The organism is Acinetobacter sp. ANC_7588, assembly GCF_056783995.1.
Genome location: NZ_JBWYIU010000001.1, coordinates 17325 through 43347 on the forward strand (window position 1 = coordinate 17325; position 26023 = coordinate 43347).

Annotated in this window: 27 protein-coding genes; 14 read left to right on the forward strand and 13 right to left on the reverse strand. The window is 39.9% G+C overall.

What is annotated here, in order from left to right; all coding sequences use genetic code 11:
* The first annotated feature begins 54 nt into the window (after positions 1-54).
* The 8 genes from AC1M9J_RS00080 to ychF all read left to right on the forward strand — a co-directional run bounded on the left by AC1M9J_RS00080 (position 55) and on the right by ychF (position 8568).
* A complete protein-coding gene (locus AC1M9J_RS00080) occupies positions 55-1257 on the forward strand; it encodes an SfnB family sulfur acquisition oxidoreductase (protein ID WP_481951653.1) in 1203 nt (400 codons plus the stop codon).
* Positions 1258-1266: 9 nt separating this feature from the next.
* Complete coding sequence (locus AC1M9J_RS00085; protein WP_481951654.1) at positions 1267-2490, forward strand: SfnB family sulfur acquisition oxidoreductase; 1224 nt, start codon at positions 1267-1269, stop codon at positions 2488-2490.
* Positions 2490-3920 (forward strand): LLM class flavin-dependent oxidoreductase, encoded by a 1431-nt coding sequence (locus AC1M9J_RS00090; RefSeq protein WP_481951655.1) that lies wholly within the window; start codon positions 2490-2492, stop codon positions 3918-3920. The genes AC1M9J_RS00085 and AC1M9J_RS00090 overlap by 1 nt, the downstream gene beginning before the upstream one ends.
* Before the next feature lie 25 nt (positions 3921-3945).
* Positions 3946-4788 (forward strand): MetQ/NlpA family ABC transporter substrate-binding protein, encoded by an 843-nt coding sequence (locus tag AC1M9J_RS00095; RefSeq protein ID WP_481951656.1) that lies wholly within the window; start codon positions 3946-3948, stop codon positions 4786-4788.
* A 9-nt stretch (positions 4789-4797) separates the two neighbouring features.
* Positions 4798-5631, forward strand: coding sequence for a MetQ/NlpA family ABC transporter substrate-binding protein (locus AC1M9J_RS00100; protein ID WP_481591139.1), 834 nt, complete (start codon positions 4798-4800; stop codon positions 5629-5631).
* A gap of 11 nt (positions 5632-5642) precedes the next feature.
* Entirely contained in the window at positions 5643-6713 is a 1071-nt protein-coding gene (locus AC1M9J_RS00105; protein ID WP_481612539.1) for a methionine ABC transporter ATP-binding protein, read from the forward strand.
* Complete coding sequence (locus tag AC1M9J_RS00110) at positions 6694-7353, forward strand: methionine ABC transporter permease (RefSeq protein WP_092766235.1); 660 nt, start codon at positions 6694-6696, stop codon at positions 7351-7353. Before AC1M9J_RS00105 ends, AC1M9J_RS00110 begins: the two co-directional genes overlap by 20 nt.
* 123 nt (positions 7354-7476) lie before the next feature.
* Entirely contained in the window at positions 7477-8568 is a 1092-nt protein-coding gene (gene ychF, locus AC1M9J_RS00115; RefSeq protein WP_035264512.1) for a redox-regulated ATPase YchF, read from the forward strand.
* 59 nt (positions 8569-8627) lie between these two features.
* Here the strand turns inward: ychF and AC1M9J_RS00120 are convergent, their stop codons facing one another.
* Positions 8628-9182 carry an Mpo1 family 2-hydroxy fatty acid dioxygenase gene (locus AC1M9J_RS00120; RefSeq protein WP_481951657.1) on the reverse strand — a complete coding sequence of 185 codons (555 nt, stop codon included), beginning with the start codon at positions 9180-9182 and terminating at the stop codon, positions 8628-8630.
* 100 nt (positions 9183-9282) lie between these two features.
* On the opposite strand from AC1M9J_RS00120, the gene AC1M9J_RS00125 reads away from it, so the two are divergent.
* Positions 9283-9975, forward strand: coding sequence for a Crp/Fnr family transcriptional regulator (locus AC1M9J_RS00125; RefSeq protein WP_035264515.1), 693 nt, complete (start codon positions 9283-9285; stop codon positions 9973-9975).
* Between the two features lie 66 nt (positions 9976-10041).
* Here the strand turns inward: AC1M9J_RS00125 and AC1M9J_RS00130 are convergent, their stop codons facing one another.
* Complete coding sequence (locus AC1M9J_RS00130) at positions 10042-10524, reverse strand: hypothetical protein (protein WP_481951658.1); 483 nt, start codon at positions 10522-10524, stop codon at positions 10042-10044.
* Positions 10525-10649: 125 nt separating this feature from the next.
* On the opposite strand from AC1M9J_RS00130, the gene AC1M9J_RS00135 reads away from it, so the two are divergent.
* The 5 genes from AC1M9J_RS00135 (at position 10650) to dapC (ending at position 17010) form a co-directional block, all read left to right on the forward strand.
* Positions 10650-11378, forward strand: coding sequence for an AzlC family ABC transporter permease (locus AC1M9J_RS00135; RefSeq protein ID WP_180027874.1), 729 nt, complete (start codon positions 10650-10652; stop codon positions 11376-11378).
* A complete protein-coding gene (gene ygaH, locus AC1M9J_RS00140; RefSeq protein ID WP_179998205.1) occupies positions 11375-11716 on the forward strand; it encodes an L-valine transporter subunit YgaH in 342 nt (113 codons plus the stop codon). The genes AC1M9J_RS00135 and ygaH overlap by 4 nt, the downstream gene beginning before the upstream one ends.
* A 185-nt stretch (positions 11717-11901) precedes the next feature.
* Positions 11902-13119: a formate-dependent phosphoribosylglycinamide formyltransferase gene (gene purT, locus AC1M9J_RS00145; RefSeq protein WP_481951659.1), complete on the forward strand. Its 1218-nt coding sequence runs from the start codon at positions 11902-11904 to the stop codon at positions 13117-13119.
* A gap of 23 nt (positions 13120-13142) precedes the next feature.
* Positions 13143-15809 carry a [protein-PII] uridylyltransferase gene (gene glnD / locus AC1M9J_RS00150; RefSeq protein ID WP_481951660.1) on the forward strand — a complete coding sequence of 889 codons (2667 nt, stop codon included), beginning with the start codon at positions 13143-13145 and terminating at the stop codon, positions 15807-15809.
* Between the two features lie 31 nt (positions 15810-15840).
* Complete coding sequence (dapC, locus tag AC1M9J_RS00155; RefSeq protein WP_481951661.1) at positions 15841-17010, forward strand: succinyldiaminopimelate transaminase; 1170 nt, start codon at positions 15841-15843, stop codon at positions 17008-17010.
* Between the two features lie 207 nt (positions 17011-17217).
* On the opposite strand, the gene pyrF is transcribed toward dapC, so the two are convergent.
* From pyrF to gspK, 11 genes are all read right to left on the reverse strand, one after another.
* Positions 17218-17916 carry an orotidine-5'-phosphate decarboxylase gene (gene pyrF, locus AC1M9J_RS00160; protein ID WP_179998209.1) on the reverse strand — a complete coding sequence of 233 codons (699 nt, stop codon included), beginning with the start codon at positions 17914-17916 and terminating at the stop codon, positions 17218-17220.
* Between the two features lie 139 nt (positions 17917-18055).
* Positions 18056-18421: a lipopolysaccharide assembly protein LapA domain-containing protein gene (locus AC1M9J_RS00165; RefSeq protein ID WP_035264552.1), complete on the reverse strand. Its 366-nt coding sequence runs from the start codon at positions 18419-18421 to the stop codon at positions 18056-18058.
* 20 nt (positions 18422-18441) lie between these two features.
* Complete coding sequence (locus tag AC1M9J_RS00170) at positions 18442-18747, reverse strand: integration host factor subunit beta (RefSeq protein ID WP_035264555.1); 306 nt, start codon at positions 18745-18747, stop codon at positions 18442-18444.
* A 162-nt stretch (positions 18748-18909) separates the two neighbouring features.
* Positions 18910-20586, reverse strand: coding sequence for a 30S ribosomal protein S1 (gene rpsA / locus AC1M9J_RS00175; RefSeq protein ID WP_035264556.1), 1677 nt, complete (start codon positions 20584-20586; stop codon positions 18910-18912).
* 116 nt (positions 20587-20702) lie between these two features.
* The gene (gene cmk, locus AC1M9J_RS00180) at positions 20703-21383 is read right to left on the reverse strand and encodes a (d)CMP kinase (protein ID WP_481595439.1); all 681 of its coding nucleotides are present in this window, start codon (positions 21381-21383) and stop codon (positions 20703-20705) included.
* An 18-nt stretch (positions 21384-21401) separates the two neighbouring features.
* Positions 21402-21833, reverse strand: coding sequence for an SRPBCC family protein (locus tag AC1M9J_RS00185; RefSeq protein ID WP_180027685.1), 432 nt, complete (start codon positions 21831-21833; stop codon positions 21402-21404).
* A 75-nt stretch (positions 21834-21908) separates the two neighbouring features.
* Positions 21909-22433 (reverse strand): tRNA adenosine(34) deaminase TadA, encoded by a 525-nt coding sequence (gene tadA, locus AC1M9J_RS00190; RefSeq protein WP_035264563.1) that lies wholly within the window; start codon positions 22431-22433, stop codon positions 21909-21911.
* Between the two features lie 2 nt (positions 22434-22435).
* Positions 22436-23557 carry an enoyl-CoA hydratase/isomerase family protein gene (locus AC1M9J_RS00195; RefSeq protein ID WP_481606969.1) on the reverse strand — a complete coding sequence of 374 codons (1122 nt, stop codon included), beginning with the start codon at positions 23555-23557 and terminating at the stop codon, positions 22436-22438.
* On the reverse strand, positions 23554-24267 hold the full coding sequence (ung, locus tag AC1M9J_RS00200) for a uracil-DNA glycosylase (protein WP_179998212.1): 714 nt from the start codon (positions 24265-24267) through the stop codon (positions 23554-23556). The genes AC1M9J_RS00195 and ung overlap by 4 nt, the downstream gene beginning before the upstream one ends.
* Positions 24268-24295: 28 nt before the next feature.
* On the reverse strand, positions 24296-24892 hold the full coding sequence (locus tag AC1M9J_RS00205; RefSeq protein ID WP_180027682.1) for a 6-pyruvoyl trahydropterin synthase family protein: 597 nt from the start codon (positions 24890-24892) through the stop codon (positions 24296-24298).
* 161 nt (positions 24893-25053) lie between these two features.
* Positions 25054-26010: a type II secretion system minor pseudopilin GspK gene (gspK, locus tag AC1M9J_RS00210; RefSeq protein ID WP_481595442.1), complete on the reverse strand. Its 957-nt coding sequence runs from the start codon at positions 26008-26010 to the stop codon at positions 25054-25056.
* Between the last annotated feature and the right edge of the window lie 13 nt (positions 26011-26023).

Here is a 26023-nt window from a genome sequence, read left to right on the forward strand (position 1 = left end):
TAAAAAAAATATTGTATGAGCGTAGCGTATATCTCCTCAAAGAGGAATTGATCTATGTCTCGTTTAACTACTGAAAATGTTCATGTTATTGAAAATGATCAAGATGCCATCCATGCAGCCTATCATGTTGCTGATTATGCGCTCGAAGGTCGCAATCAGCGTGACCAACAACGAGCTTTACCATTTGCAGAAATTGAATTATTCAGCCAAAAAGGTTTAGGAGGCTTACGCATCCCCCACGTATATGGCGGTGCTGAAGTATCTCATCGTACCCTTGCCCAAGTATTTCGTATTCTAAATAAAGCGGATTCAAGTTTAGGGCAAATTCCACAAAATCAAATTGCATTGCTCAATATGATCAACATCATGGGAAGCGATGAACAAAAGCAATTTATTTTCAACGAAATTTTAAAAGGTAAGCGTCTTGCCAATGGGGGGCCAGAACGACATACCAAAGATACCAAGACTTTAGACACACACCTTGTTGTAGAGGATGGGAAATATCGAGTTTCAGGAAAAAAATTCTATTCTACAGGCAGTTCATTTGCACATTGGTTAGCCATCAAAGCCATACACCCTGAAGGTCACGTGGTTTTAATTTTAGTGAACCGTGAATCCACTGGTATCGAAGTCATCAATGACTGGGATGGATTTGGTCAACGTACCACTTCAAGTGGCACAGTGATTTTAGACCATGTTGAAGTTGATCCATTACTGATTTTTGATGAAAGAAAATTATTGGACGTCCCTAATTTTAGAGGCGCGTTTTCACAGCTGATGCAAGTGGCTATCGATGTTGGTATTGCTGAAGCAGCATTTGAGGACATGTTGTTTGCGATCCGTAAAGCACGCCCAATTGTGGATGCACAAGTTGAGCGTGCCAGTGATGAGTATTTCACCTTACAAGAAGTTGGCAAAGCTAATGTTTTGTTAGATGCCGCCATTCTTTTGCTTGATGAAGCAGCTGATTATTTAGATTCACTCAATGTAGTTGAACAACTCTCTGATGAACAGATTGCTGAAGCTTCGATCAAAGTTGCTGAAGCTAAAGTCTATGCCAATGATGCTGCACTGCATATCTCAGAAAAGTTGATTGAGCTCGGAGGAAGTCGCGCCAGCCTCAATGTCCATAATTTTGATCAACACTGGCGAAATGCACGTGTACATACCCTTCATGATCCTATTCGCTGGAAACTTCACGCGCTTGGTTCGTATTACTTAAACCATACTTTTCCTGCACGTCATGCCTGGATTTAAGGAGTCATCATGTCATCTTTACAAGCTTTAGAGATCCAAGAATCAGGCAGCTATAGACCAGCGCATATTATTCGCTCTGATGAAGAAGCATTAAAAGTCGCACAAGAACTCGCAGAAAAGTTTAAACACCGTGCATCTGAGCGAGATTTAAATCGTGAACTTCCTCATGAAGAAATCGAAGCTTACAGTCAATCTGGCTTATGGGCCATTACAGTACCTCAACAATATGGCGGTGCCGATGTTTCTATTCATACACTGACAAAAATCATCGCATTAATGAGTGGTGTGGATGGCTCTATCGGACAAATTCCACAAAATCATTTCTATGCACTTGAAATTTTGAGGAATACTGGGTCTGAGGCTCAAAAAAGACGTTTATTTACTGAAGTTTTACAAGGTGCTCGCTTTGGAAATGCCTTGGCTGAGTTTAAAACTAAAAATGCGGCACAACGCCATACCTCTTTAAGGCAAGTCGAAAATGGTTATGTCCTCAATGGAGAAAAATTTTATTGCACTGGCAGTCTATTCGCTCACCGTATTCCAACCCTTGCTAGTGATGAACAAGAGCGCCAGTTTCTAGTCTTTGTTCCATATGATAGCGAAGGCTTAAGCCTATTAGATGACTGGAGTGGATTTGGTCAACGTACCACAGGCAGTGGGACTGTTAAATTTGAAAATGTACAGATTGACCCAGAGGATATAGTCCCTTTTGATTTGGCTTATTCAACTGCCACCATTTCAGGTCCATTTGCACAAATTATTCATGCCTCAATTGAAACAGGCATTGCTCGAGCTGCTTTTGAAGAAACATTAATACGCGTTCGTCAAGCACGCCCTTGGATAGATGCAAAAGTTGAACATGCCACTCAAGACCCTTTGACACTATACGAAATTGGTCGAATTGCAACAGACGTCAAGGCCACCGAGTTACTACTAAAACAAGCAGCGCAAGCGGTTCAAGATGCCAAAGTCTCCCCTTCAGAACATTCAGTTGCACATGCTTCTATTCAAGTGGCTAAAGCACGTGCACACAGTACCGAGACTGCACTAAAAGTCTCGTCAAAACTGATTGAACTGGCTGGTAGTCGTGGAAGTCAACGACAAGATAATCTTGACCGATACTGGAGAAACGCACGTGTTCATACCTTGCATGATCCAGTGCGTTGGAAATATTTCTTCATAGCCAATTATGTTTTAAACGGCGTATTCCCCCCAAGACGAGGTACGCTGTAATGACAAAAATTCAATCGAAACCTCAAAAACAGATCCTGTTCAATGCATTTGATATGAATTGTGTAGGTCATATCAACCATGGGCTTTGGACACACCCACGTGATCAATCCTACCGATTTAATGAATTAAGTTATTGGACAGAACTCGCTCAAACTTTAGAGAAAGGTCTTTTCGATGGATTATTCATTGCCGATATTACTGGCGTTTACGATGTCTATCAAAATGGCATTGATCTAACCTTGAAAGAATCGATTCAACTGCCGAGCCATGATCCAAGCACGCTGGTGTCTGCAATGGCAGCCGTCACACAGCATTTGGGTTTCGGTATTACAGTGAACTTAAGTTATGAATCTCCTTATCAATTTGCTCGTCGCTTCGCGAGTCTGGATCATCTAACCCAAGGACGTTTGGGATGGAATATAGTCACTGGCTACTTGGATAGCGCAGCGCGATTGGTCGGTCAGCAAGGACTGAAAGATCATGATTTACGTTATGAACAAGCTGAAGATTTTTTAGAACTCTGCTACAAATTTTGGGAAGGCTCTTGGGAAAATGATGCTGTCATCCAAGATAAGCTCAATCGCATTTTTACCGATCCGACTAAAGTACATACGATCCACCATCAAGGACAGTTCTATAACAGTCACGGCGTCTTCCAAGTCTCGCCTTCAGTGCAACGTACACCTGTGCTATATCAAGCAGGAGCATCACCTAAAGGACTAGAGTTTGCCACTCGGCATGCAGAAGCCATGTTTATTGGTGGAGATACTGCTGAAAAAATTGCGTCGCAAACACAAAAGATTCGCCAATTAGCCCATTCACAAGGTCGTGATGGTACAGCAATTAAATTATTTGCGGGTATCACTGTCGTTACTGCTGAAACAGATCAACAAGCGCAAGAAAAACTGCAGGAGTATATTCAATATGCAAGTCCTGAAGCAGGGATTGCGCATTTTTCAAGCTCAATCGGAACAGACTTAGGTCATCTAAAAGATGAGGATGCTATTCCATATAAAAAAACCAACAGCATCGTTTCTGTAAATGAGCGCTTTAAGGAAAACAAAGTCACTTTGGCAGATTTAAAAGCTCAGCATGTACTCGGTGGACGTTATCCCTTATTTGTTGGCAGTGGAGCAACAGTTGCTCAACAGCTAATCGAATTCATTGATATTTCTGGATTAGATGGTTTTAACCTTGCCCGTACAGTCGCTCCAGAGTCACATCAAGATTTTATTCGTTATGTCATTCCTGAACTCCAACAACGTGGTCGCTATAAGACCGCCTATGCTGAGGGTAGCTTAAGGCACAAGCTATTCAATGCGGGAGATCATTTACCACTTTCACATCCTGCACATCATTTCCGATGTCCAAGCTCAACACAAGATATACAACAATCAAATTTAAATCCTATACACCAACATTCAGCTTAAGTTTTTAATATTTAGGGGTCTTTCTATGGCACAAGCTCAGTCTTCTCGACTTAAATGGATCGGCGTTGCAATCGCCATTATTGTGATTGCAGCGTTTGCATGGTCCTTTTTGAAAAAAAATGATCAACAAGAAATTGTCATTGGTATTAGCCCACCTTTTGCAAAACCACTTCAAGCCGCAATTGAAGAAGCAAAGGCTCAAGGCATTCATGTACGTTTGGTAGAATTTTCAGATTGGAATACACCCAACATCACCCTAAATCATGGGGATATTGATGCAAATTATTTTCAGCATCAACCTTTCTTGAATAATGCGTTAAAAGAAACCAACTTTAAGCTCAAACCCTTGGGCATCGGCTCAGGAACACATGTCGGTTTATATTCAAAAAAATATAAAGCGATTAGTGAAGTTGAAAATGGCGCTCGAGTTGTACTGCCAAATGATCCTGTGAATCAGGGTCGCGCCCTACTCCTCTTACAACACGCTGGATTAATACAACTAAAGGATTCCAACTACCATTTATCCAACTTAAAAGATATTCAAACCAATCCAAAAAATTTGAACTTTATTGAAGTCGAAGGCCCGCAAACTGCGCGTGCCGTAGATGATGCAGACCTCGTATTTAGCTATCCAATGTACCTACGCTTAGCACAAACGATTGATCCGAATGATGCCTTAATTTTGGATGAAATTAACAACACGCTTTATGCCATCTTATTTGTTGTTCGCGATGACTTTGAACAAACTCAGCCTGAAAAAGCAGCTCAACTGAAAAAATTTATCCAAATTTATCAAAGCTCAGACAAAGTTAAACAAGCATTGAATGAGGATATTGGTGAAAAACTATGGTTCAAAGGCTGGAAATAAGGAGTGTTCATGTCTACTTCAACTCAATCATCTAAATTCATCAAAATTGCAGTCATCATCGTCGCAGTACTGGCGGCCTTAGTGGGATATCGTTATATCAGTCAAAACTCAAATGATAAAGTGATTAAAATCGGCATTAGCCCACCCTATGCTGAATTACTGCAAAGTGTCGCTGAGGATGTAAAAGCACAAGGAATCCATCTCGAGTTGATTGAGTTTTCAGACTGGCAAGCACCCAATGTTGCTGTGCAAAATGGTGATATTGACGCTAATTTCTTTCAACAAAGTGTTTTTCTAGCGAATGCAGTGCGTGAAACAGGCTATGACCTTGTGCCTTTTGCGAAAGGTTCAGGCAGTCATGTCGGACTTTATTCAAAAAAATATCAATCCCTACAGGAAATACCTGATCAAGCGAAAGTAGTCGTACCGAATGATCCAGTTAACATGGCACGTGGTTTAAATTTGCTGGCTCGTGCAGGCTTAATTCAAGTCAAAGATATTAATAATGAGCTCACCAGCACCCGAGACATTATCAGTAATCCTAAAAAACTCAAGATTATTGAAGTTGAAGGCCCGCAAACGGCGCATGCTTACAATGAAGCTGACTTAATTATGGGTTTTCCTCATTATTTGAAAATGGCAAAAGTTGCTGATCCTACGTCTGCACTGTTATTAGATCCGATTAATAAAAAATTTGCGATTTTGTTTGTAACGCGTCGAGATTATCAAGATCAGGATGACAAATTAAAAACTGTGGTTGAAACCTTCCAAAACTCTGCAAAAGTCCGTCAGATTCTAGACAAAGACTTTGGACAAGGTTTGTGGTTTGAAGGCTGGAAATAAGGAGAATGAACATGGTGAGTTTTGGTTCACACATTGAATTTGCAGTACCCCATATTACGATTCGTCATTTAAATAAGTATTACGATGTACAAGGAAAACAAGTTCACGCACTCAAAAACATTAATTTGGATATTCCCAAAGGAAAAATTTTCGGCATTATCGGCAAAAGTGGTGCAGGCAAATCCTCATTGATCCGCACATTAAATGGGTTAGAAACAATTTCTGATGGTAGTATTCATATACATCAACATGATCTAGGGCAGCTTAATCACAATGAATTAATCGCCCTACGCCAGCGTATTGGCATGATTTTTCAACATTTTAATTTACTATCTGCCAAAACAGTTTGGGAAAATGTCGCGCTTCCATTGAAAATCGCAAAAGTGCCTGCTGCTGAGATTCAAACTCGTGTGGATGAGGTTTTAAATCTAGTAGGTTTAGCTGAAAAGCATCATCACTATCCATCACAATTATCGGGTGGGCAAAAACAACGAGTTGGGATTGCCCGCGCATTGGTCAGTAAACCTGAAATACTATTGTGCGATGAAGCAACATCGGCACTTGATCCAGAAAGCACATCTGTTGTTCTATCTTTACTGAAGGAAATTAATCAAAAATTAGGACTCACCATCGTTCTCATTACACATGAAATGCAGGTGATTCGTGAAATTTGCGATCAAGTGGTGGTTATTGATCAAGGTGAAATCGTTGAATCAGGGCAAGTTTGGTCAGTCTTCTCTCGTCCCCAGCAGAAAATCACGCAAGAACTCCTCAATTTGGAACAGCTTGATTTGCCATTCCAGTTACATCAAGAGCGAGCTACACATTTAACGCATACCATTTTGAAAATCAGCTATGCAACTGATTTGAAAAATCCTCCCAACTTAAATGATGTACTTTCTAAAATTGCACTGCCTGTGCATTTATATCAAAGCCATGTAGACACCATTCAACATCATTTGGTTGGCTCACTCATCGTAGGTATTCCTCAATTAGATATTGATGTGCATACGCTCCATCAGCAATTCCACCATAAAACATCACAAATCGAGGTGCTTGGCTATGCACAACCAGCTCATTGATCTTTTAATTACAGGCACTATTGATACTTTATTAATGGTCGGTATTTCTGCATTTTTAGCACTTCTCATTGGCTTGCCTATGGCCGTGATCCTCGTCAATACCTCAGAAAATGGGATTTATCCGTCAAAAAAAATTAATCATGCCTTGGGTTGGGTGGTGAATATTACGCGCTCTATTCCCTTCCTAATTTTGATGGTGGCGCTCATTCCCTTCACTCGACTGATTGTGGGGACCAGTTATGGGGTATGGGCTGCGGTTGTACCTTTAACTATTGCGGCTACACCTTTTTTCGCACGTATTGCGGAAGTCAGTCTACGAGAAGTTGATCATGGACTCATAGAAGCTGCACAAGCCATGGGCTGTAATCGCAAACAAATTATTTGGCATGTGCTTTTACCAGAAGCACTGCCTGGTATTGTTGCAGGTTTTACTGTCACGCTTGTAACCATGATCAATTCCTCTGCGATTGCGGGTGCTATTGGTGCGGGTGGTTTAGGTGACATCGCCTATCGATATGGCTACCAACGCTTCGATATGCAAATTATGTTGGCGGTGATCATTGTATTAGTCGTATTGGTCATGCTGATTCAAGCTTTGGGTGATCAATTGGCACATAGTTTGGACAAACGTAAAATCTAATTCACACTATTCAATTGAGTCTCATCTGTCTTTTCGAGAAACATCCAAGCCATGACCTGACTTTGTCATGGCTTTGATGTAAAATCACCGACAATTTTTAAATAACACTGTGTGAGTCTTTTCATGGGTTTTAATTGCGGTATTGTCGGCTTGCCGAACGTTGGTAAATCTACACTTTTCAATGCATTGACGAAAGCTGCTATTGCTGCAGAAAACTTCCCATTCTGTACCATTGAACCAAACACCGGCATCGTTCCTGTTCCAGATCCACGTTTAGATAAATTAACTGCTATTGTTAAACCTCAACGTGTTATTCCAACCACAATGGAATTTGTAGACATCGCAGGTTTAGTTGCTGGTGCTTCTAAAGGTGAAGGTTTAGGGAACCAATTCTTAGCCAACATTCGTGAAACTGATGCAATTGCACACGTAGTACGTTGTTTTGAAGACGAAAATGTTATTCACGTGAACGGCAAAATTGACCCACTTGATGACATTGCAACTATTAACACTGAGCTTGCTTTAGCAGATTTAGAAACAGTATCAAAAGCGGTTACACGTTTAGCAAAGTCTGCGAAAGGTGGTGATAAAGAAGCAGTTGCAACAAAAGCTGTACTAGAAAAAATTCAGCCATTACTTGATGAAGGTCGCCCTGCTCGCGCAGCTGATCTTGATGACGACGAGCGCAAATTAGTTCGTGGCTTTGGTTTATTAACCCTTAAACCAACAATGTATATTGCTAACGTTGCTGAAGATGGTTTTGAAAACAATCCGCACCTTGATGCTGTTAAAAAATTAGCGGCAGAAGAGAATGCTATTGTAGTTCCGCTTTGCAACCAAATCGAAGCTGAAATCTCTTTGCTTGAAGATGATGAGCGTGCTGAATTTTTAGAAGCGATGGGCATGGAAGAACCAGGTCTTAACGTGGTTATTCGTGCAGGTTATGGCTTACTTGGCCTACAAACTTATTTCACTGCAGGCGTTCAAGAAGTTCGTGCTTGGACTGTAAAAATCGGTGCGACCGCTCCTCAAGCTGCTGGTGTGATTCACACTGATTTTGAGAAAGGCTTTATTCGAGCAGAATGCATTGCCTATGACGATTTTGTTCAATACAACGGCGAAGCTGGCGCTAAAGAAGCTGGAAAATGGCGTCTTGAAGGTAAAACTTATGTCGTTCAAGATGGTGATGTTTTACATTTCCGTTTCAACGTTTAAGTCATTAAAAAAACAGCCGAAAGGCTGTTTTTTTGCAAAGATTATTTAAAAGATTGAGATCATGGATTTTGAGTTGAAGTACTCGAGTGATTTACGTGTTTATGGTCCATGTCATAGCGTAATTGTTTAGCTCGAACCAATACTTTCTCTTCCAGTTTCTTACGTAAACCAATAAGAAATATAAATTCTGCTACCACAAATAAAGGACCTATAGCGAGTCCAACAAGATCATCCACAAAAGCTGGTTTTTTCTTTTCATAATAGTGCCCAATAAATTGAATAATCCATCCCACAATAAAAAATCCAGCACTTACCAATACCCAAGAGGATGTCGCTAAAGCTGCTACTTGTGTGGCTGGTTGATAAATTAAAGCAAATAGCACTGCCATTACCACACCAAAAATGAGATCCAAACTCAAGTAATAAGTCACTGATGCGACGATCAATAACATTGCAAGATCAATGGAATATCCAGCAACTGTAAATTGCGCTTTGGCTGCAAAGCACAAGATCGAAAATACAATCAAGGGAATTCCAATAAAATGCGAAAATACGTTTTTACGATCTAGGTGATAAGCTGCATATTGTCCAAGCAAGCTCTCTAAACGAGTCATGTTATCATTCCTTTTTCTGACTATTTCCTTCACTATATATAAATATAAACCAATAAGTTGTCGACTAGACGACAAATAATCAGCATAAAAAGGGAAAATTTTGCTTTCAAATCAATACGTTTATCTTTTAAAAAATAATTGGTGGTTTAGCCAGTTTGATCATGAACTACAACAGCTGATGCTCGAACATGCACAGCTCATTGAATATGGCAAAGAACAACTGATATTTTCTAAAGCTGATCAATTTGATGGCATTTATGCCGTAATTGATGGTGCTGTTCGTTTAGCACATATTGACGTAGAAGGTCGCGAGGCGGTGACAGTTATCGCAGATCCCATTATGTGGTTTGGTGAAATTTCGTTGATTGATCAACAACCCCGCTCTCATCATGCGATTACCAGTAAAAAATCCAAAATCCTCAAAATAAGTCGTGTAGGACTTGATCTAATTTTAGAACAATATCCAAAATTTTGGTTTTATCTGGCTCAATTGGTGAGTCATAAACTCCGTTATGCTTTCATGGAGTTGGTCTCTATTCAAACACAACCCCTTATTCAACGTTTAGCACAAAGATTAATCTTTATCTTAAATGGATACGGTAATCTCAAAGAGATTGAAAAAAACACCATCAACCTATCTCAAGAACAATTGGCACAAATGTTGGTCTGCTCAAGACAGACCATTAATCAAGAACTACAGCATTTAGAAAAAATTGGCGCAATTAAAATTGCATTTAAAAAAATTGAGGTGATTGATCTCAATCAACTTAAAGTTTTAGCCGATCAAACTTAACCGACTAAAGATGAAGAGCTTCAGTAAAATCTGGATTAATCGTTATATTGGGGTTGCTAGGGTCACTTAAAATAATTTTGTATACGCCTTGGTGTTTCCTAATTCTGGTTGCTCAATTGCAGTTTTGCACTGGGCTTTATCGCGTTCATAATTGGCTTGACGCTGTGCGAGCTGACCCTCATTTTCCACGATTGCACGTGCCCAAGCATCTATGGTTGTTAGCGCTTTACGACAAAGCGCATATTTCCCTTCAGTCACTGAGTCGGTCATTTTGACATTAATACGCCAATCCAATACCAATTGACGCACAGGCTCGCGTACTTGTGATGGTATAAGCGCTTTATTGGCTTGATACAGAATAGGATCAACCTGATTAATCAATTGCCAAGCATGATTTGCATATTCAGTTGCATCATTGGTCAACTTCGGTGCTTCTTTAATTTCAACCTTTTGATCGGCAGTTTCTGCCTGACCACCACAACCTGACAAAGTGAAGATGAGGAATGTAGTCAATGTAGCTAATTTAAAGTGAGATTGAATCGCAAACATGACATCGCTCTAATAAACTATTCGGCACTATGCTAGTAAATTCGGGTAGAATACTCAATCTCGTTTTATACCTTTTGTTCCAATCTCCAATTAGGTTTATCGTGACCCAATCAAGCTCCCCACACATGACACCGGCAGGTTTTTGGCAAGGTGCCAAAGATAGTCAAGCCATCATTTTCACCTATTTGCCTGTTTCATTCGCGTTTGGTGTATCTGCAACTCAATTTGGTTTTACAGCGTGGGAAGCATTATTTTTATCCTGTTCGATGTATGCAGGTGCCAGTCAATTTTTGGTGGTTGCCTTACTCGGCAGTGGCACTTCTATCTGGATGACAGCCTTAACTGTAATAGCACTTGATATTCGACATTTGTTATATGGCCCTGCTTTACAAAACTTAATTCAAGATAAACTCAATCTGAAAAAAACAGCAATTTGGTCATGGGGCTTGACCGACGAAGTCTTTGCATCAGGCATGATTAAACTTTCGCAACGCCGTCAAGAATGGTCTGAATCTTGGATGTTAGGTCTGAGTCTGTTTAGCTGGTTGTCTTGGGCACTTGGATCTTTTCTCGGGGGCTTATTTGCAGATCAAGTCAGTCATCTCCCCCAATTTTTGCAAGCAGCGCTCGACTTTCTATTACCTGCACTTTTCTTGAGCTTTTTATTGGCTGCATTTGAGAAAAAACATACCTTTGTCGTGACCATCACCATTATTGTTTCTGCTATTTCGTGTTACTTTATCGATTTATCTGCAGCGATATTCATTGGCATAAGCTCTGGTATTTTGGCTGGTTTGTTTAAACATTATGTACTGAAGCAACATGATCCTTTGCACACAGGTGAACAATCATGAATCTAGAAATTATTTGTGTCGGTATTCTGGTCGGCATCGCGAATTTCGCCTCACGCTTTGGTCCTTTTTTTGTGATTCAGAAACTACAACAAGGTCGCCAGAAACGCGGTGCTCTTTGGCTTAAAATCGCCCTTGGATCTATCGGTATTGCAGCAATCAGTTCAATGCTCGTGGTCGCGACTTTACCGCCGCTCTTAGAAACACCCAATAAGAGCGTTGCCATGTTAATTGGTTTTATTGTGCTCTCGGGTTTGTATTTCAAATTTAAACAGATTGTACCTGCAACACTCACAGCGGCACTCACATACGGTTTGGTGTATACCTATTTCCCACTTTAAAACATTTCTCGCGTATTATTCATTCAGATTCTAAATTTATAAGCCTGATCCTCGGATAAGGCTTATAAATTTTTATCAATAAAAAAATTAAACGATATCAAAATAATTTCTTGCTTTTTCTTGTATTCATCGCGCTCAAGAGGTTTTAGTTCTGATATGCTAAAAGTCCATAATATCAAGCACGGATGAATCAAATGCTTATTACACTCGGTACTCCACTTCAATCTTCGGCGTTTAAAGTTCTATTATTGGGTTCAGGTGAGTTGGGTAAAGAGGTGGTAATATCATTACAACGATTAGGTGTAGAAGTACATGCAGCAGATCGCTATGACAATGCACCTGCCATGCAAGTTGCTCATCATTCCTACACTTTGAATATGGCGGACCCAAAAGAATTAAAAAAACTGATTGAACAAGTTCAACCTCATTTAATTGTTCCTGAGATTGAAGCCATTGCCACTGAAGTCTTAGTGGAAATCGAAGATGCTAAAACTGCCGTAGTTATTCCCTCTGCGAAAGCCGTGAATCTCACCATGAATCGTGAAGGAATTCGTCGCCTCGCAGCTGAGGAACTAGGGCTACCAACCTCGGCTTATCGTTTTGCCAATAGTTTGGAATCATTCCGTGCAGCATGTGATGATATTGGCTATCCAAATTTTGTAAAACCTGTGATGTCATCATCAGGTAAAGGACAATCACGCGTAAAATCTTTTGATGAAGTCGACGCTGCTTGGGAATATGCTCAAACAGGTGGTCGTGTCAATCAAGGTACTGTCATCGTAGAATCGCAAATTGATTTTGATTTCGAAATTACATTACTCACAGTACGGGCAAAAAATCCTGAAACAGGAGAAATCGAAACGCACTTCTGCGATCCTATTGGACACCGTCAAGATGCAGGTGACTATGTAGAAAGCTGGCAACCTCAACCTATGAGCACAGCTGCCCTTGATGAAGCAAAACGTATTGCCAATAAAGTCACAGTAGCGCTCGGCGGTTGCGGTATTTTTGGTGTGGAATTATTCGTTAAAGGTGATCAAGTTTGGTTCAGTGAAGTTTCTCCTCGTCCACATGACACTGGATTAGTCACACTTGCATCTCAATATCAAAGTGAATTTGAACTTCATGCCCGTGCGATTTTAGGTCTTCCAGTGAACACGCAACGTCACAGTGTTGCTGCAAGCGCTGTGATCTATGCAGGTGTTGATGATACGAATTTGTCATTTTCTGGCGTAAATCTTGCTATGCAAAACCCTGATGTCGATTTACGTCTTTTTGGTAAACCTGAAGGTTTTAAACGTCGCCGTATGGGGGTCGCAACTGCACGTGCTGAAACAACTGATATTGCACGCGAATTAGCGACTGAAGCAGCCTCAAAAGTAATTGTAAATCAAAACAAATAATTCATTAGGTAGGCCATCATTTCATGATCAATACGTCTCCATTAGCAAACTATGTTTCGAGTAATCACGACATCAAGGCAATTAATCAATGGCGCTCAGATGTTGAAAATCAATTACAACATGAGTTTGAAAATGGTAAGGCGATACGTGAGATCATCCTCACTCGATCTAACCTGATTGATGAGGCACTTAAATTCCTTTGGCAACATGCTGAGTTAGATCAAACCGATCTGGGCTTGTTCGCTGTAGGAGGTTATGGTCGTCGTGAAATGATGCCCTACTCTGATGTCGACATTCTGATCCTTTCAGAAGATGATCTTACACAAGAACAAGAAAATGCCATTACCATTTTTATTTCCTCTCTATGGGATGTTGGAAATTTTAAACCTGGCGTAAGTGTAAGAACCATTCAACAGTGCTTTGAACAGGCCATGAATGACTTAACTGTAGCAACATCTCTCATTGAGTCTCGTTTAATTATTGGCAAGGAACACTTAGCGAAATGGCCTCGTCGTGTTGTTTCACAAACTTGGACGGATAAAACCTTCTTTGATGCCAAGATGGAAGAACAAGCCAAACGCTACGCTCAGCACAACAACACTGAAAGTAATTTAGAACCTGATATCAAAAATGCACCGGGCGGCATTCGAGACATTAACCAAATTGGTTGGATTGCAAAACGGCATTTCCGAGTAAATCGTATATACGATCTTGTACATTTAGGTTTCATTTCTGAGTTTGAACTTGGGGTTCTCGAAGATGCTGAGAATTTTCTCTGGGAAATTCGTCATCATTTACACCGCTTAACTAAGCGTGATGAAAACCGACTATTGTTTGATTACCAACGCGATATCGCAGCAAAATTTGGTTACCACAAAGTCGAAGGTGAACATATCAATTATCCAATTGAACAGTTCATGAAACGCTACTATCGAGCAGCTCAGCAGGTTTCAACCCTGAATGAAATGCTACTCGCCTATTTTAATGAATCAGTCATCACTCCTCGCTTACCCAACTATGAGCGTAAAATTGAAGAAGTGAATGAAAACTTCAAATTGGTGGATGGTAAACTCGCAGTTCAACACCATAAAATTTTTGCAGAGAAGCCTACAGCCATCCTTGAGATTTTCTATATCCTAGCAAATCGCCCTGATATTGATGGTATTCGAGCTCGTACACTTCGATTGCTTACTTTAGCTGCAAAACGCATTGATCAAGCGTATAGAGACAATCCAGTTAATCAAGCCTTGTTTATGGCAATCATCCGATCACCAAATAACTTATATGAAACATTGCTTGCGATGAAACGTTATGGTGTACTCGGCAACTATATTCCTGCATTTGGGCAAATCATGGGCCTTATGCAATACGATTTATTCCATATCTATACTGTAGATGCACATACGCTCCTACTCTTACGTAATTTAAATCGTTTTAAAGCGCCAGAATTTGCTAAAGATTTTCCTGTCGTAAGTTCGGTATTCCAGCGTCTGGTGCGCCGAGACATCGTATTCCTCGCTGCTTTGTTCCATGATATCGCCAAAGGTCGTGGTGGAGACCATAGTGAATTGGGCGCGGTTGATGCCATTGAGTTCTGTAGCAAGCACGGTTTTACTGAGCGTGAGTGTAATCTTGTTGCGTGGTTAATCCAAAATCATCTATTGATGTCGATGACTGCGCAGAAAAAAGATATTTCTGATCCAGATGTTGTAAAAGATTTTGCCGAGAAGCTAGGTGATATGGAACACTTAGACTATCTGTATACGCTTACAGTGGCTGACATTAACGCAACCAATCCTAAGCTTTGGAACACATGGCGAGCATCGCTCATGCGTCAGTTATATACCAATGCTCGTGACGTTATTCGTAGTGGTTTGGGACGTCCTGTCGATTACCAAATGCTGATCGAAGATACCAAATTTGCAGCAAGTGAATTACTTGTCAATGATTATGCTTTAGAAGCTGTTGAAAAAGTTTGGCAAGAACTTGGTGACGAATACTTCCTCAAAGAAACTGCAGATGAAGTTGCATGGCATACACGTGCAATCCTAGATCATGGTGATAATTCAGCACCATTGGTGATGATGCGCGCGCACCGTAAATCAGCGCAAGATGCTGTGCAGATTTTTATTTACACTCAAGATCAACCTAATCTTTTTGCCACCACTGTTGCAGTTCTAGATCGTATGAATCTAGATGTACAAGATGCACGCATTATTACAGCAACTAAATCCTTTAGCTTAGATACCTACGTGGTGCTTGATCGTTTTGGCACATTAGTGACAGATCCAGAACGTGAAAATACGGTAAAAGAATCATTGGTGCACGCATTAACAGATTCACAAAATTATCCAGGTTTAATGCAACGCCGTATACCACGCCAACTTCGTCATTTTGATATCGAAAACACAATTGATATTACGTTGAACGAGGCGCTACAGCAAAATATGGTCGAGATCTCTACCCTCGATCAGCCTGGATTACTTGCCCGTATCGGTGGCTTATTTATGATGCAAGGTCTCGATATCCATTCCGCGAAAATCGCCACCTTGGGTGAGCGCGCAGAAGATATTTTCTTTGTAACCAAAAAGAATGGCGAACCTATGAATTTAACTGAAGCTCAGGCTTTTGCTGAACAATTAAAAGCAGCATTAGATGAGGCTTCAAATCAGGTCTGTAATCATCATTAAAATTTAGATTTAACCCGACGGTAACTGTTTCATGAACTCTAGTTTAAACCTATTACATCCTTATCCATTTGAAAAGTTGAATAAACTTTTTCAGGATGTAAAACCTGCAAATCTTCCGTTAATTCCATTGTCAATTGGTGAGCCAAAACATCCTGCACCTGAATTCGTAAAACAAGCTATTGTCGATAACTTCAATCATCTTTCGACATACCCAAACAGTAAAGGCTTACCAGAATTACGTGAAAGTATTGCGCAATGGCTCACACGCCGTTTCAAATTAAATGCTATTAGCGCAGAAGATCATATTTTACCTGTGACTGGCACACGTGAAGGAATTTTCTCATTCGTACAAGCGCTGATTAATCGTGATGAAGCGCCTTATGTAGTTATGCCGAATCCCTTTTATCAAATTTACGAAGGTGCAGCTTTACTCGCTGGCGCTCAACCTTATTTCATCAACTGTACTGAAGAAAATGGTTACCTTGGTGACTTCGATACTGTCCCTGCAGAAGTATGGGAGAACACAGCTTTACTTTTTGTCTGCACACCCGGAAATCCGACAGGTGCTGTTCTTTCAAAAGAACAGTTCAAAAAATTAATTGCGCTCTCTGATCAATACAATTTTGTCATCGCATCTGATGAATGCTATTCAGAACTATGGTTTGATGAAGCCCCTGTAGGATTACTCGAAGTTTGTGCTGAACTAGGTCGTGATGACTATAAAAACTGTATCGTATTCCACTCTCTGTCTAAACGTTCTAATTTACCAGGTATGCGATCTGGCTTCGTTGCAGGTGATGCTAGTCTATTAAAACCTTATTTAAAATTCCGCACTTACCACGGTGCTGCAATGCCAGTACAACATCAATTGGCATCGATTGCTGCATGGAATGATGAGGCACATGTTGAAGAAAACCGTAAACAATACCGTGCTAAATTTGATTTATTCCAACAAGAATTAGGTCATTTGCTACCACTGAAAAAGCCTGATGCGGGTTTCTATTATTGGTTAAAGGTCGATAATGATGAAACTTTTGCCAAAATGCTGATGGAAAAAGCACATATCAAAGTATTACCGGGTCGTTATTTATCTCGTGATACTGAACAAGGAAACCCAGGTGAAAGCCATGTTCGTCTTGCTCTCGTAGCAGATTTAGACCAATGTAAAGAAGTTGTTAAACGCTTAAAATCAATTCTCTAATCGTGCATGATCTTTAATTTTAAGCCCTCTTTTTAGAGGGCTTATTTATTTTATTGATGAGTAAATGCTAGTCCAAATATTGGACTATAGCTCCCCTAAAGAAAATGTAAGGTTAACTTTGAAAACATCATTCATTTTAAAAACTAGTCAAAAAACGCCATGAACATTCATGGCGTTTTAAAATATTTAATGACTGTAATTGGAAAATTACAAAGTCGCTAAAATGTCTCTTAAAGTCTGATTTGGATTTTCTGATTTAGTAATCGGACGACCAATCACCAAGTGTGTAGAACCATCTAACATTGCTTGCTTAGGTGTAACAATACGTTTTTGATCATCAGCTGCTGAACCTTCCGGACGAATTCCCGGAGTGACGAGAGCAAAGTTCTGACCTAAAGTTTCGCGTAACATTTTTGCTTCTTGCGCAGAACATACAACACCATCCAAGCCACTTTCTTGAGTCAAGGTCGCTAGACGTTTTACATGTTCAAAAGGCTCAATATCCAAACCAAGATCACGTAGATCTTCTCGCCCCATTGAAGTTAATACGGTGACTGCAATCAACTGTGTTTGATAGTTACCTGATTTTAATCTTTCTACACAAGTTTCCATCATTTTTCGTCCACCAGATGCGTGAACATTAACCATCCATACCCCTTGATCTGCAGCAGCGCAAACGGCTTGTGCTGTAGTATTTGGAATATCATGAAATTTTAAATCTAAAAATACTTCAAAACCCTGATCATGCAATGCTTTTACAACAGTCGGACCTTCATGTGTAAAAAGTTCTTTACCCACTTTTACACGACAAAGTTTAGGATCCAAATTTTCAGCCATTTTCAATGCGTCGTATTGGCTTTTTGCATCTAAAGCAACAATGATACTCAAGGTTGTTCTTCCGTCCATCTAAAGTTGCGTCATTATAAAGATGTTCAACTTAAGCTGCAAAATTAACTTTAAAAAACTCAGCTTAAAATTCAACAGTTTATTTTCAATAAAAAAAACCTCTAAAATAAATTTTAGAGGTTTTTTAAATATTTATAAATTACAGCGGATTTGAGTTACGCGGATCTGAATGCACATCTAGTACTGTCTTTTCATGACGTACATTTGCAGCAGCTTCAGCAGCAGCTAACTGAGCATTTTGGATTTGTTCTTTACGAAGATATTCAATATCTTTGCGAAGACGCTTAATTTCCCAACTATTTTGGAATACACGGAAAACTTGAACTCCGAGTAATAATCCAACGATGATCCCAAGTGCCAAAGTCAACAAAAGCAATAAACCTAATCTCATTGCCGGTACTTGAGTGAAGAGAAGATCAACAGTCAGTTCTGTACCATTTTGCAGAACCAATGCCAATGCATATCCGAAGATTACAACTAACAGTGCAACTAATACGTAACGCATAACCACCCCTGAGTAATTTATTATTTTCCTGCTGATTCATTTACAGCATCTCTTAGTGCTTTACCTGGTTTGAAATGAGGTACAGCTTTAGCAGCCACTTCAACTGACTTACCTGTTTTAGGATTACGTCCAACTCGCGGTTCGCGATGATGTAAAGCAAAACTTCCAAACCCACGAATTTCAATACGATTATCAGCTGATAATGACTCAATCATTTGATCGATCATAATTTTAACAGCTTCTTCGACCAATGGCTCAGCCAAATGAGGATTTTTGATAGAAATACGTTCTATTAAGTCAGACTTATTAAGTGCTTCAGTAGTCATCTGCGACCTCTTTAATTATCAAGCTACTCTGTGCATAGCGAGATAATAACCTGTTTAAATACAAAACGGTAGCGCAGTAAGTCAATACTACGCTACCGTTTACAGTATTTGTGTAAAAAGTATTAGTTAAATTACATTAACAATACATTGAACACGAAAGACTTAGTGGTTCATTTGAGCTTTGATCAAATCACCAATTGTCTTAGGACCGTTGTCTTGACCTGCAGAAGCCGTTTTCAAGTTAGCAACAGCTTCTTTCTCTTCAGCTTCGTCTTTCGCTTTGATAGACAAGTTGATTGCGCGTGATTTGCGATCAACATTGATGATCTTAGCTTCAACTTCTTGACCAACTTCTAAGAATTTAGTTGCATCTTCAACGCGGTCACGGTTGATTTCTGAAGCTTTAAGAGAAGCTTCAACTTCGTCAGCCAACTTAATTGTTGCGCCACGAGCATCAACTGCAACTACAGTACCTTTAACAAGAGCACCACGTTCGTTAGCAGCTAAGAAATCGTTGAACGGATCGCTGTTCATTTGCTTGATACCAAGGCTGATACGGTTGCCTTCAGCGTCTACAGAAAGGATAACCGCTTCAACAGTGTCACCTTTCTTGTAACGACGAATCGCTTCTTCGCCTTGTTCGTTCCAAGAAATGTCAGATAAGTGAACTAGACCATCGATACCGCCTGGTAAACCGATGAAGATACCGAAGTCAGTGATAGACTTGATTGTACCTGAAACTTTTTCACCTTTGTCGTGAGCCTTAGCAAACTCTTCCCATGGGTTAGCACGAGTTTGTTTGATACCAAGAGAAATACGACGACGCTCTTCATCAACCTCAAGAACCATAACATCAACTTCATCACCAATCTGAACAACTTTAGATGGGTGGATGTTTTTGTTTGTGTGGTCCATTTCTGAAACGTGTACTAAGCCTTCAACGCCTTCAGCGATTTCAGCGAAGCAACCGTAATCAGTTAAGTTAGTTACACGCGCTTTAACGATAGAACCTTTAGGGTAACGGTTCATGATCGCTAACCATGGATCTTCACCAAGTTGTTTAAGACCTAATGATACACGGTTACGCTCTTTGTCAAATTTAAGTACTTTAACAGTAACTTCTTGACCAACTTCAACAACTTCTGATGGATGCTTGATACGTTTCCAAGCCATGTCAGTGATGTGAAGAAGACCATCAATACCGCCAAGGTCAACGAAAGCACCGTAGTCAGTAAGGTTTTTGATTGTACCAGTAACTGTTTGACCTTCTTCAAGTTGAGATAGAAGAGCTTCACGGTCAGCTGAAGATTCAGCTTCCATAACAGCACGACGTGATACAACAACGTTGTTACGTTTAGCGTCAAGTTTGATAACTTTGAACTCTAACTCTTTGCCTTCGAGGTGAGTCGTGTCACGGATAGGACGAGTGTCTACCAAAGAACCTGGTAAGAACGCACGTACTGGACCGATGTCAACAGTGAAACCGCCTTTAACCTTACCAGAGATAACACCAGTAACGATCTCGCCGTCTTCAAAGATTTTTTCAAGTTTAGTCCAAGTTTCAGCACGTTTAGCTTTTTCACGTGATAAAACTGTTTGACCCATACCGTTGTCAAGCGCTTCAACAACTACGTCAACTGTGTCACCAACGTTAACTTCAAGTTCACGTTGTTCGTTTAAGAATTCAGAGCGAGCTACTACGCCTTCAGATTTAAGGCCAGTATCTACAGTTACCCAGTCAGAATCGATGCTAACAACGATACCTTGGATGACTGCACCCTTTTCAACGTTGAGGTTTAATTCGCTTGCTTCAAAGAGGGCTGCAAAAGATTCGGTCATGATATACCTAGAAAAGTCAGCGGTCTTGGATCAGACAAGGCCGGTTTAGTTAAGTATCGACATAGTCCATATAGAACTGATCAAGCTATGCTTCCACTAATATTCATTAATTTATCTTATTGCGCATCAATATATGCGGTCATCAGGTTAAATACAGCGTCAATGTCCAGATCTGAACTATCGATAATGTAAGCACCTTCAGCCGGCTTAAGCGGCGCAACGGTTCTTTCCATATCACGCTTATCACGTGCTTGGATATTAGATAAAATGTCGCTCATTTTAACATTTTGCCCCATAGCCTGCAACTGCTTTACACGTCGCTCAGCACGAGACTCAGCAGAAGCCGTCAAATATATTTTTGCTTGGGCTTCTGGGAAGATTGAAGTCGCCATATCACGGCCATCGGCAACAAGACCTGGTGCTTGAGCAAATGCACGTTGTCTTTCGAATAATGCCTGTCTTAATTCAGGTACAACTGCAACCTTGGATGCAAACTCACCGACTTTTTCAGTGCGAATTTCATCCGTTACATCATGCCCGTTAAGTAAAATTTTTGTTTTTAAATGATCACTAACAAATTGAATATCGAGATGAGTCGCTATTTCTACGCATTTAACCAACACATCTGGATTGTGAATTGAATCAATTAAATTCAGCTGATGTAATGACAATCCCAACAAACGATACAAAGCGCCAGAATCTAGTAAATGAAACTGGTAATGCTGTGCCAATTTTGCTGCCAAAGTTCCTTTGCCTGAACCGCTTGGTCCATCGATCGTGATAATTTGAATTGTCATTACTTTACCAACTTCGCCTTAAAGGCGTTTTGCTAATTTCTTAAAACCAAGTGTAATAGCAAGTTTGAGTTGTGCAAGAATTAATTTGCTCACAAATGGTGCTCTTGCCTGTAATTCGATCGTGTATGTGACTAAAGTTTTAGCTGTTGAAAGCTCTTTAAATTCAATAATTCCAAGATGATGTTTGATTAATGGATTCTTGATAATTTTGTATTCAATACGCTTATTTGGCTCTAGTACAGTAATTTCTTCTTGAATTGGCTTTATTGGGCCTAATCCCATTTTTCGTACTGATCCAATCCCATCAGGACGACTCGGATCAGCTGCATCTTTAATGCGTACAACCTGAATCGGTGCAAATACATCATTATAAGTCGCATGTTTTGACAAAACTTCAAATACACGATCTATAGGCTGGTTAAATTCTTGTTTAACTTGGATTGAATTCATTTTTATTCCTTTTCATTGAGTCCGCTTCATACTGACAATACATTATGTCAATTTTTCCACAATCAACAATAGCAATCATTCCTGATTATTTTCTATTTTTTGTCGTACACGCTGTTGTTTTTTTTGTTCTCGTCTGAATTTAAAAAATTCTGAAAGTTGATGAGCACACGCTGATTGCATGCAGCCCCCTTCAAATTCAAATATATGGTTGTAGTAACCTTGATTATTCAATAGCTGTCGCGCACTGACCAGAGAACCCGCTTTCGGCTCTAAAGTACCAAATACAACACGGTGAACTCGAGCATGAATTAAAGCCCCCACACACATCGTGCATGGCTCAAGGGTTACATAAAGGGTTGCATCTTCTGGTAGACGATAGTTCTGAATTTGATTACATGCTTGGCGAAGTGCGACCACTTCTGCATGAGCAGTTGGATCATGACTCAGGATGGGTTGATTATATCCTTCACCAATCACTTTTCCCTGACTCACAATGACAGCTCCAACAGGGATTTCTCCCAATTGAGCTGCGAATGCAGCCTGCTCATAGGCACGCTGCATCCATTTTAGATCTTCAGTATCAAATTGGATTTCAGTCAAAATTAGATAATACCGTACTGTTTTAACAAGTTATTCCAGCTCTCGATATTTGTAACTGGTGGGTGCGCACCTAAAATTCCTTTTAAGGACATAGACTCTGCAGGTGTCCATTCAGGAGATAAATCTTTATCCACTAAACGCGCACGCACGCCCTCAACAAAATCAGGATGTCTAATTTTCCAATCAGAAATTTGAGTTTCAAGTTCAAATACTTCTTGCCAAGGATGAACTTGACGCCCCCATTGCCATAACAACCAAGTAATCGCAGCCGTACTCGGTGAGCCTTTTGCCAGATTTTCACTGGCTTGTCTTAGCCAATCACTTCGTGCATCACTTAACCCGATGATTGCTTCGTAGTCATTTTCAAAGTTTGCACCGCGACAGACACTGTGAATCACATCTAACGAGATTTGCAGTGGCCCTGGAGAAACTGGTCGATGCAAACTATTTAAAGTGTCATCTAATGCCCTAAAATCGCCAGCAGGATAATGATCCCAATCGATATTGATCAACTTTTGTAAAACAACATCACGCTGAGCATCACAAATATGAGTCGCCCAACCGATACCATAAGCTCCTGCCGCAGTCATGATCGATCCAGTTAAACCTGTAAATAGACCAATTGGACCACGATCTGCCAAGAAACGACTAGCACCAACATCTGGATATAAACCAATATTCACTTCTGGCATTGCAAGACGCGAATAAGGTGTAACCAGTCTGAATGGTGCAGCCATAAATAAGCCAAGCCCACCACCCATCACATAACCTTCACCCCAAACGACTATCGGCTTAGCGTAGTTATGCAACAAAAGATCTAGCGCGTATTCTTGTTCAAAAAATTTATTTGCCGCATCAACTTCATTATTGATGACCAACTGACGGAGTTTGCGCACATCCCCACCGGCACAAAAAGCTTTAGGTGTTGTTGAATCAAACCAGATCGCTTTAACGGCATCATCATGATGAAACTTTTCAAAAACAGCCAATAAAGCCGTCACAATAGATTCATCAAGTGCATGTAAAGATTTTGGACGATTTAATCGAACCACTCTCCATCCATTCTGTGCTTCTTCAACAATTAAGTCAGGATGATATTGATTCGTCTCAGGAGATATTGTCATGCTTCCAGCTGCCATTTAATTGGCTCAATGCCATTTTGTTTAAGATAATTATTTGTTTTTGAAAAAACTTTACACCCAAAAAAACCACCTCGGTTTGCTGCCAACGGTGATGGATGTGCTGCTTTTAAGACCAAATGCTTATTTTGGTCAATTCGTTGACCTTTCTTATGCGCGTACGCACCCCAAAGAATGAAAACGATCTTTTCACGTTGCTCATTTAGAACATCTATCGCAGCATCGGTAAAATCTTCCCAACCTTTCTTTTGGTGTGAAGTCGGCTGGCCCGCTTCAACAGTCAATACACTGTTCAGCAACAAGACACCCTCTTCAGCCCATTGGGTTAAATCACCATGCTTGGCAGGCGCTATTCCAAGGTCAGTGCTGAGTTCGTGATAGATATTACGCAAAGACGGCGGTAATGCAACACCCTTTTGCACTGAAAAACTCAATCCATGTGCTTGATTTGGACCGTGATAAGGATCTTGACCGAGAATCACAACCTTTACACGATCTAAGGGTGTAGTGTTGAACGCATTAAATATAAGGGAATTAGGTGGGTATATCACCTTATTCGCCTGTAATTCAGATTTGAGAAAAGCTTTCAGCTGATCCATTTTATCGCTGAGCAGAAAATCTGCTAAAGCATACTTCCAACCATCCTCTAACCGAACTTGATTCAGTTGACTTAATTCTTGTTCGGTGAGTTGCATTGTGTTCATCCCTAAATCAATCACAGCTTTAAAGTTTTACTTGTAAATCTACACTTGGGTTCTTAAAAGTGAATCCTTGTTTCAATTGTTCGTACATTTTAGGATCAGACCATTCATTTTGAATTTGTTCTGAGAATACGATTTGATCAAGCGCCAATAAGCCCATTTGTTCATTTACGATATCTTCAGCAAAACTTTGCGCATAGCCTGTGTCAGTTTCATGCACGATCACTGAATAGACTTCGACATCACCTTCACCATTTTGCGTGATAGTTGATTTCAGTACTTGTTCTGCCAAATAAAAGAAAATTCGAGAAAATTGTTCAGCAGAAGGTGAAACTGGCAATGAAACCCAACGCGCACTAAAAGTTTTACATGCTTGAATATATTCAGCTGAATCCTCTTGCCAAAAACAAATCGCATGATCAAAACTATCATAAAGTTCTTTGATCACACCTTTCAGCAAACCAAAATCATAGACCATTTGACCATGATCTAGCTTTGAGGCTTTCAATAATAATTCGACTTTATAGCTATGACCATGAATTGAACGCTTACAGCGGTCTGATGTGCAATTTCGCACAATATGCGCGTTTTCAAACTTAAATAATTTTCGAATTAACATATGTCAGAGCAATAAAAAATCATGGATTAAAATGATTATAGTGCATATTCACACAACTCATCATTAATTTTAACGTTTTAAGCAATTGGCAAAACGTATTAAAAACAAAAAAAATAAAAGCTATCATTCAATTTGTTTAAATTAATAGTTTAGCAATTTAATCAATTGGTTTGAAGAGGTGCCAAACTTCTTGAGAAGACATAAACCTTATCTTCATCACGCATCAGATAACTCGAAAAATATCGCTTTCGATCAGATAGCATGATTTCAATATCTGCTCGATAGAATGCAGATTTAACATCAAAATTATTTTTTGCTGTGCTTCTTGCTTCTCCACTTAACTGACTTAGAGTGTTGAGTTCCCATAGCTGATCTACGGACTCAAAAAATTCACCATTGGCTTTTTTCTGATCCAAATCACGCTGTACATTTTGCACATCCAAACTTGGGTCTATAGCAGCAATAATCATCGCTGGTGCTGTATTAATATTAATTTTAATTTCTTTTAAAGGTATCGCTGTAACATAAGGTTTTATCAATAAAAACTTATCACCTTCAAATCCTCGCACTTGCTTCAACTCTTCCACGCTATGAAAAGGACCATTCGCTGGCAAATAAGGACGCGTTAAACTTAAATAATAATTACTCTCTGCCCCCATCGCGCCAATCGTCAAATCATCTTGATCTTGCCAATCAATTACCGCTTCACTCAATTCTTCTGGTAAACCAAGCTTTGATAATAATCCCTTAAAGTAATTCACCGCATTATCATTCGGCACACCATCATCTTTGACCAAACTGTTTAAATTAAACTTACCCGTTTCATCAATAATTCGCCCTGCAACATAACCACCATCAATTGGGAATGGTGGCATCGGTTGAGCCCAAGTTTCTAGAAGATTATCTGATTTTGAATTGGATTTAGCATCTTGAACCAATAATTCTGAGAAAAAAGCTTCAGCACTTTTTGCATAATACAGTGCTTGGTTTTGACGAATCACATAGGCCGTATTTTCACTGGTATTATATTGACGATGGGCAATCGTGGCAGCAATGATAGTTGCCAAAGCGACTAACATTAAAATCGTAATCAGGGCGATTCCTTTTTGCTGCTTCATGCATTTTCCTAAT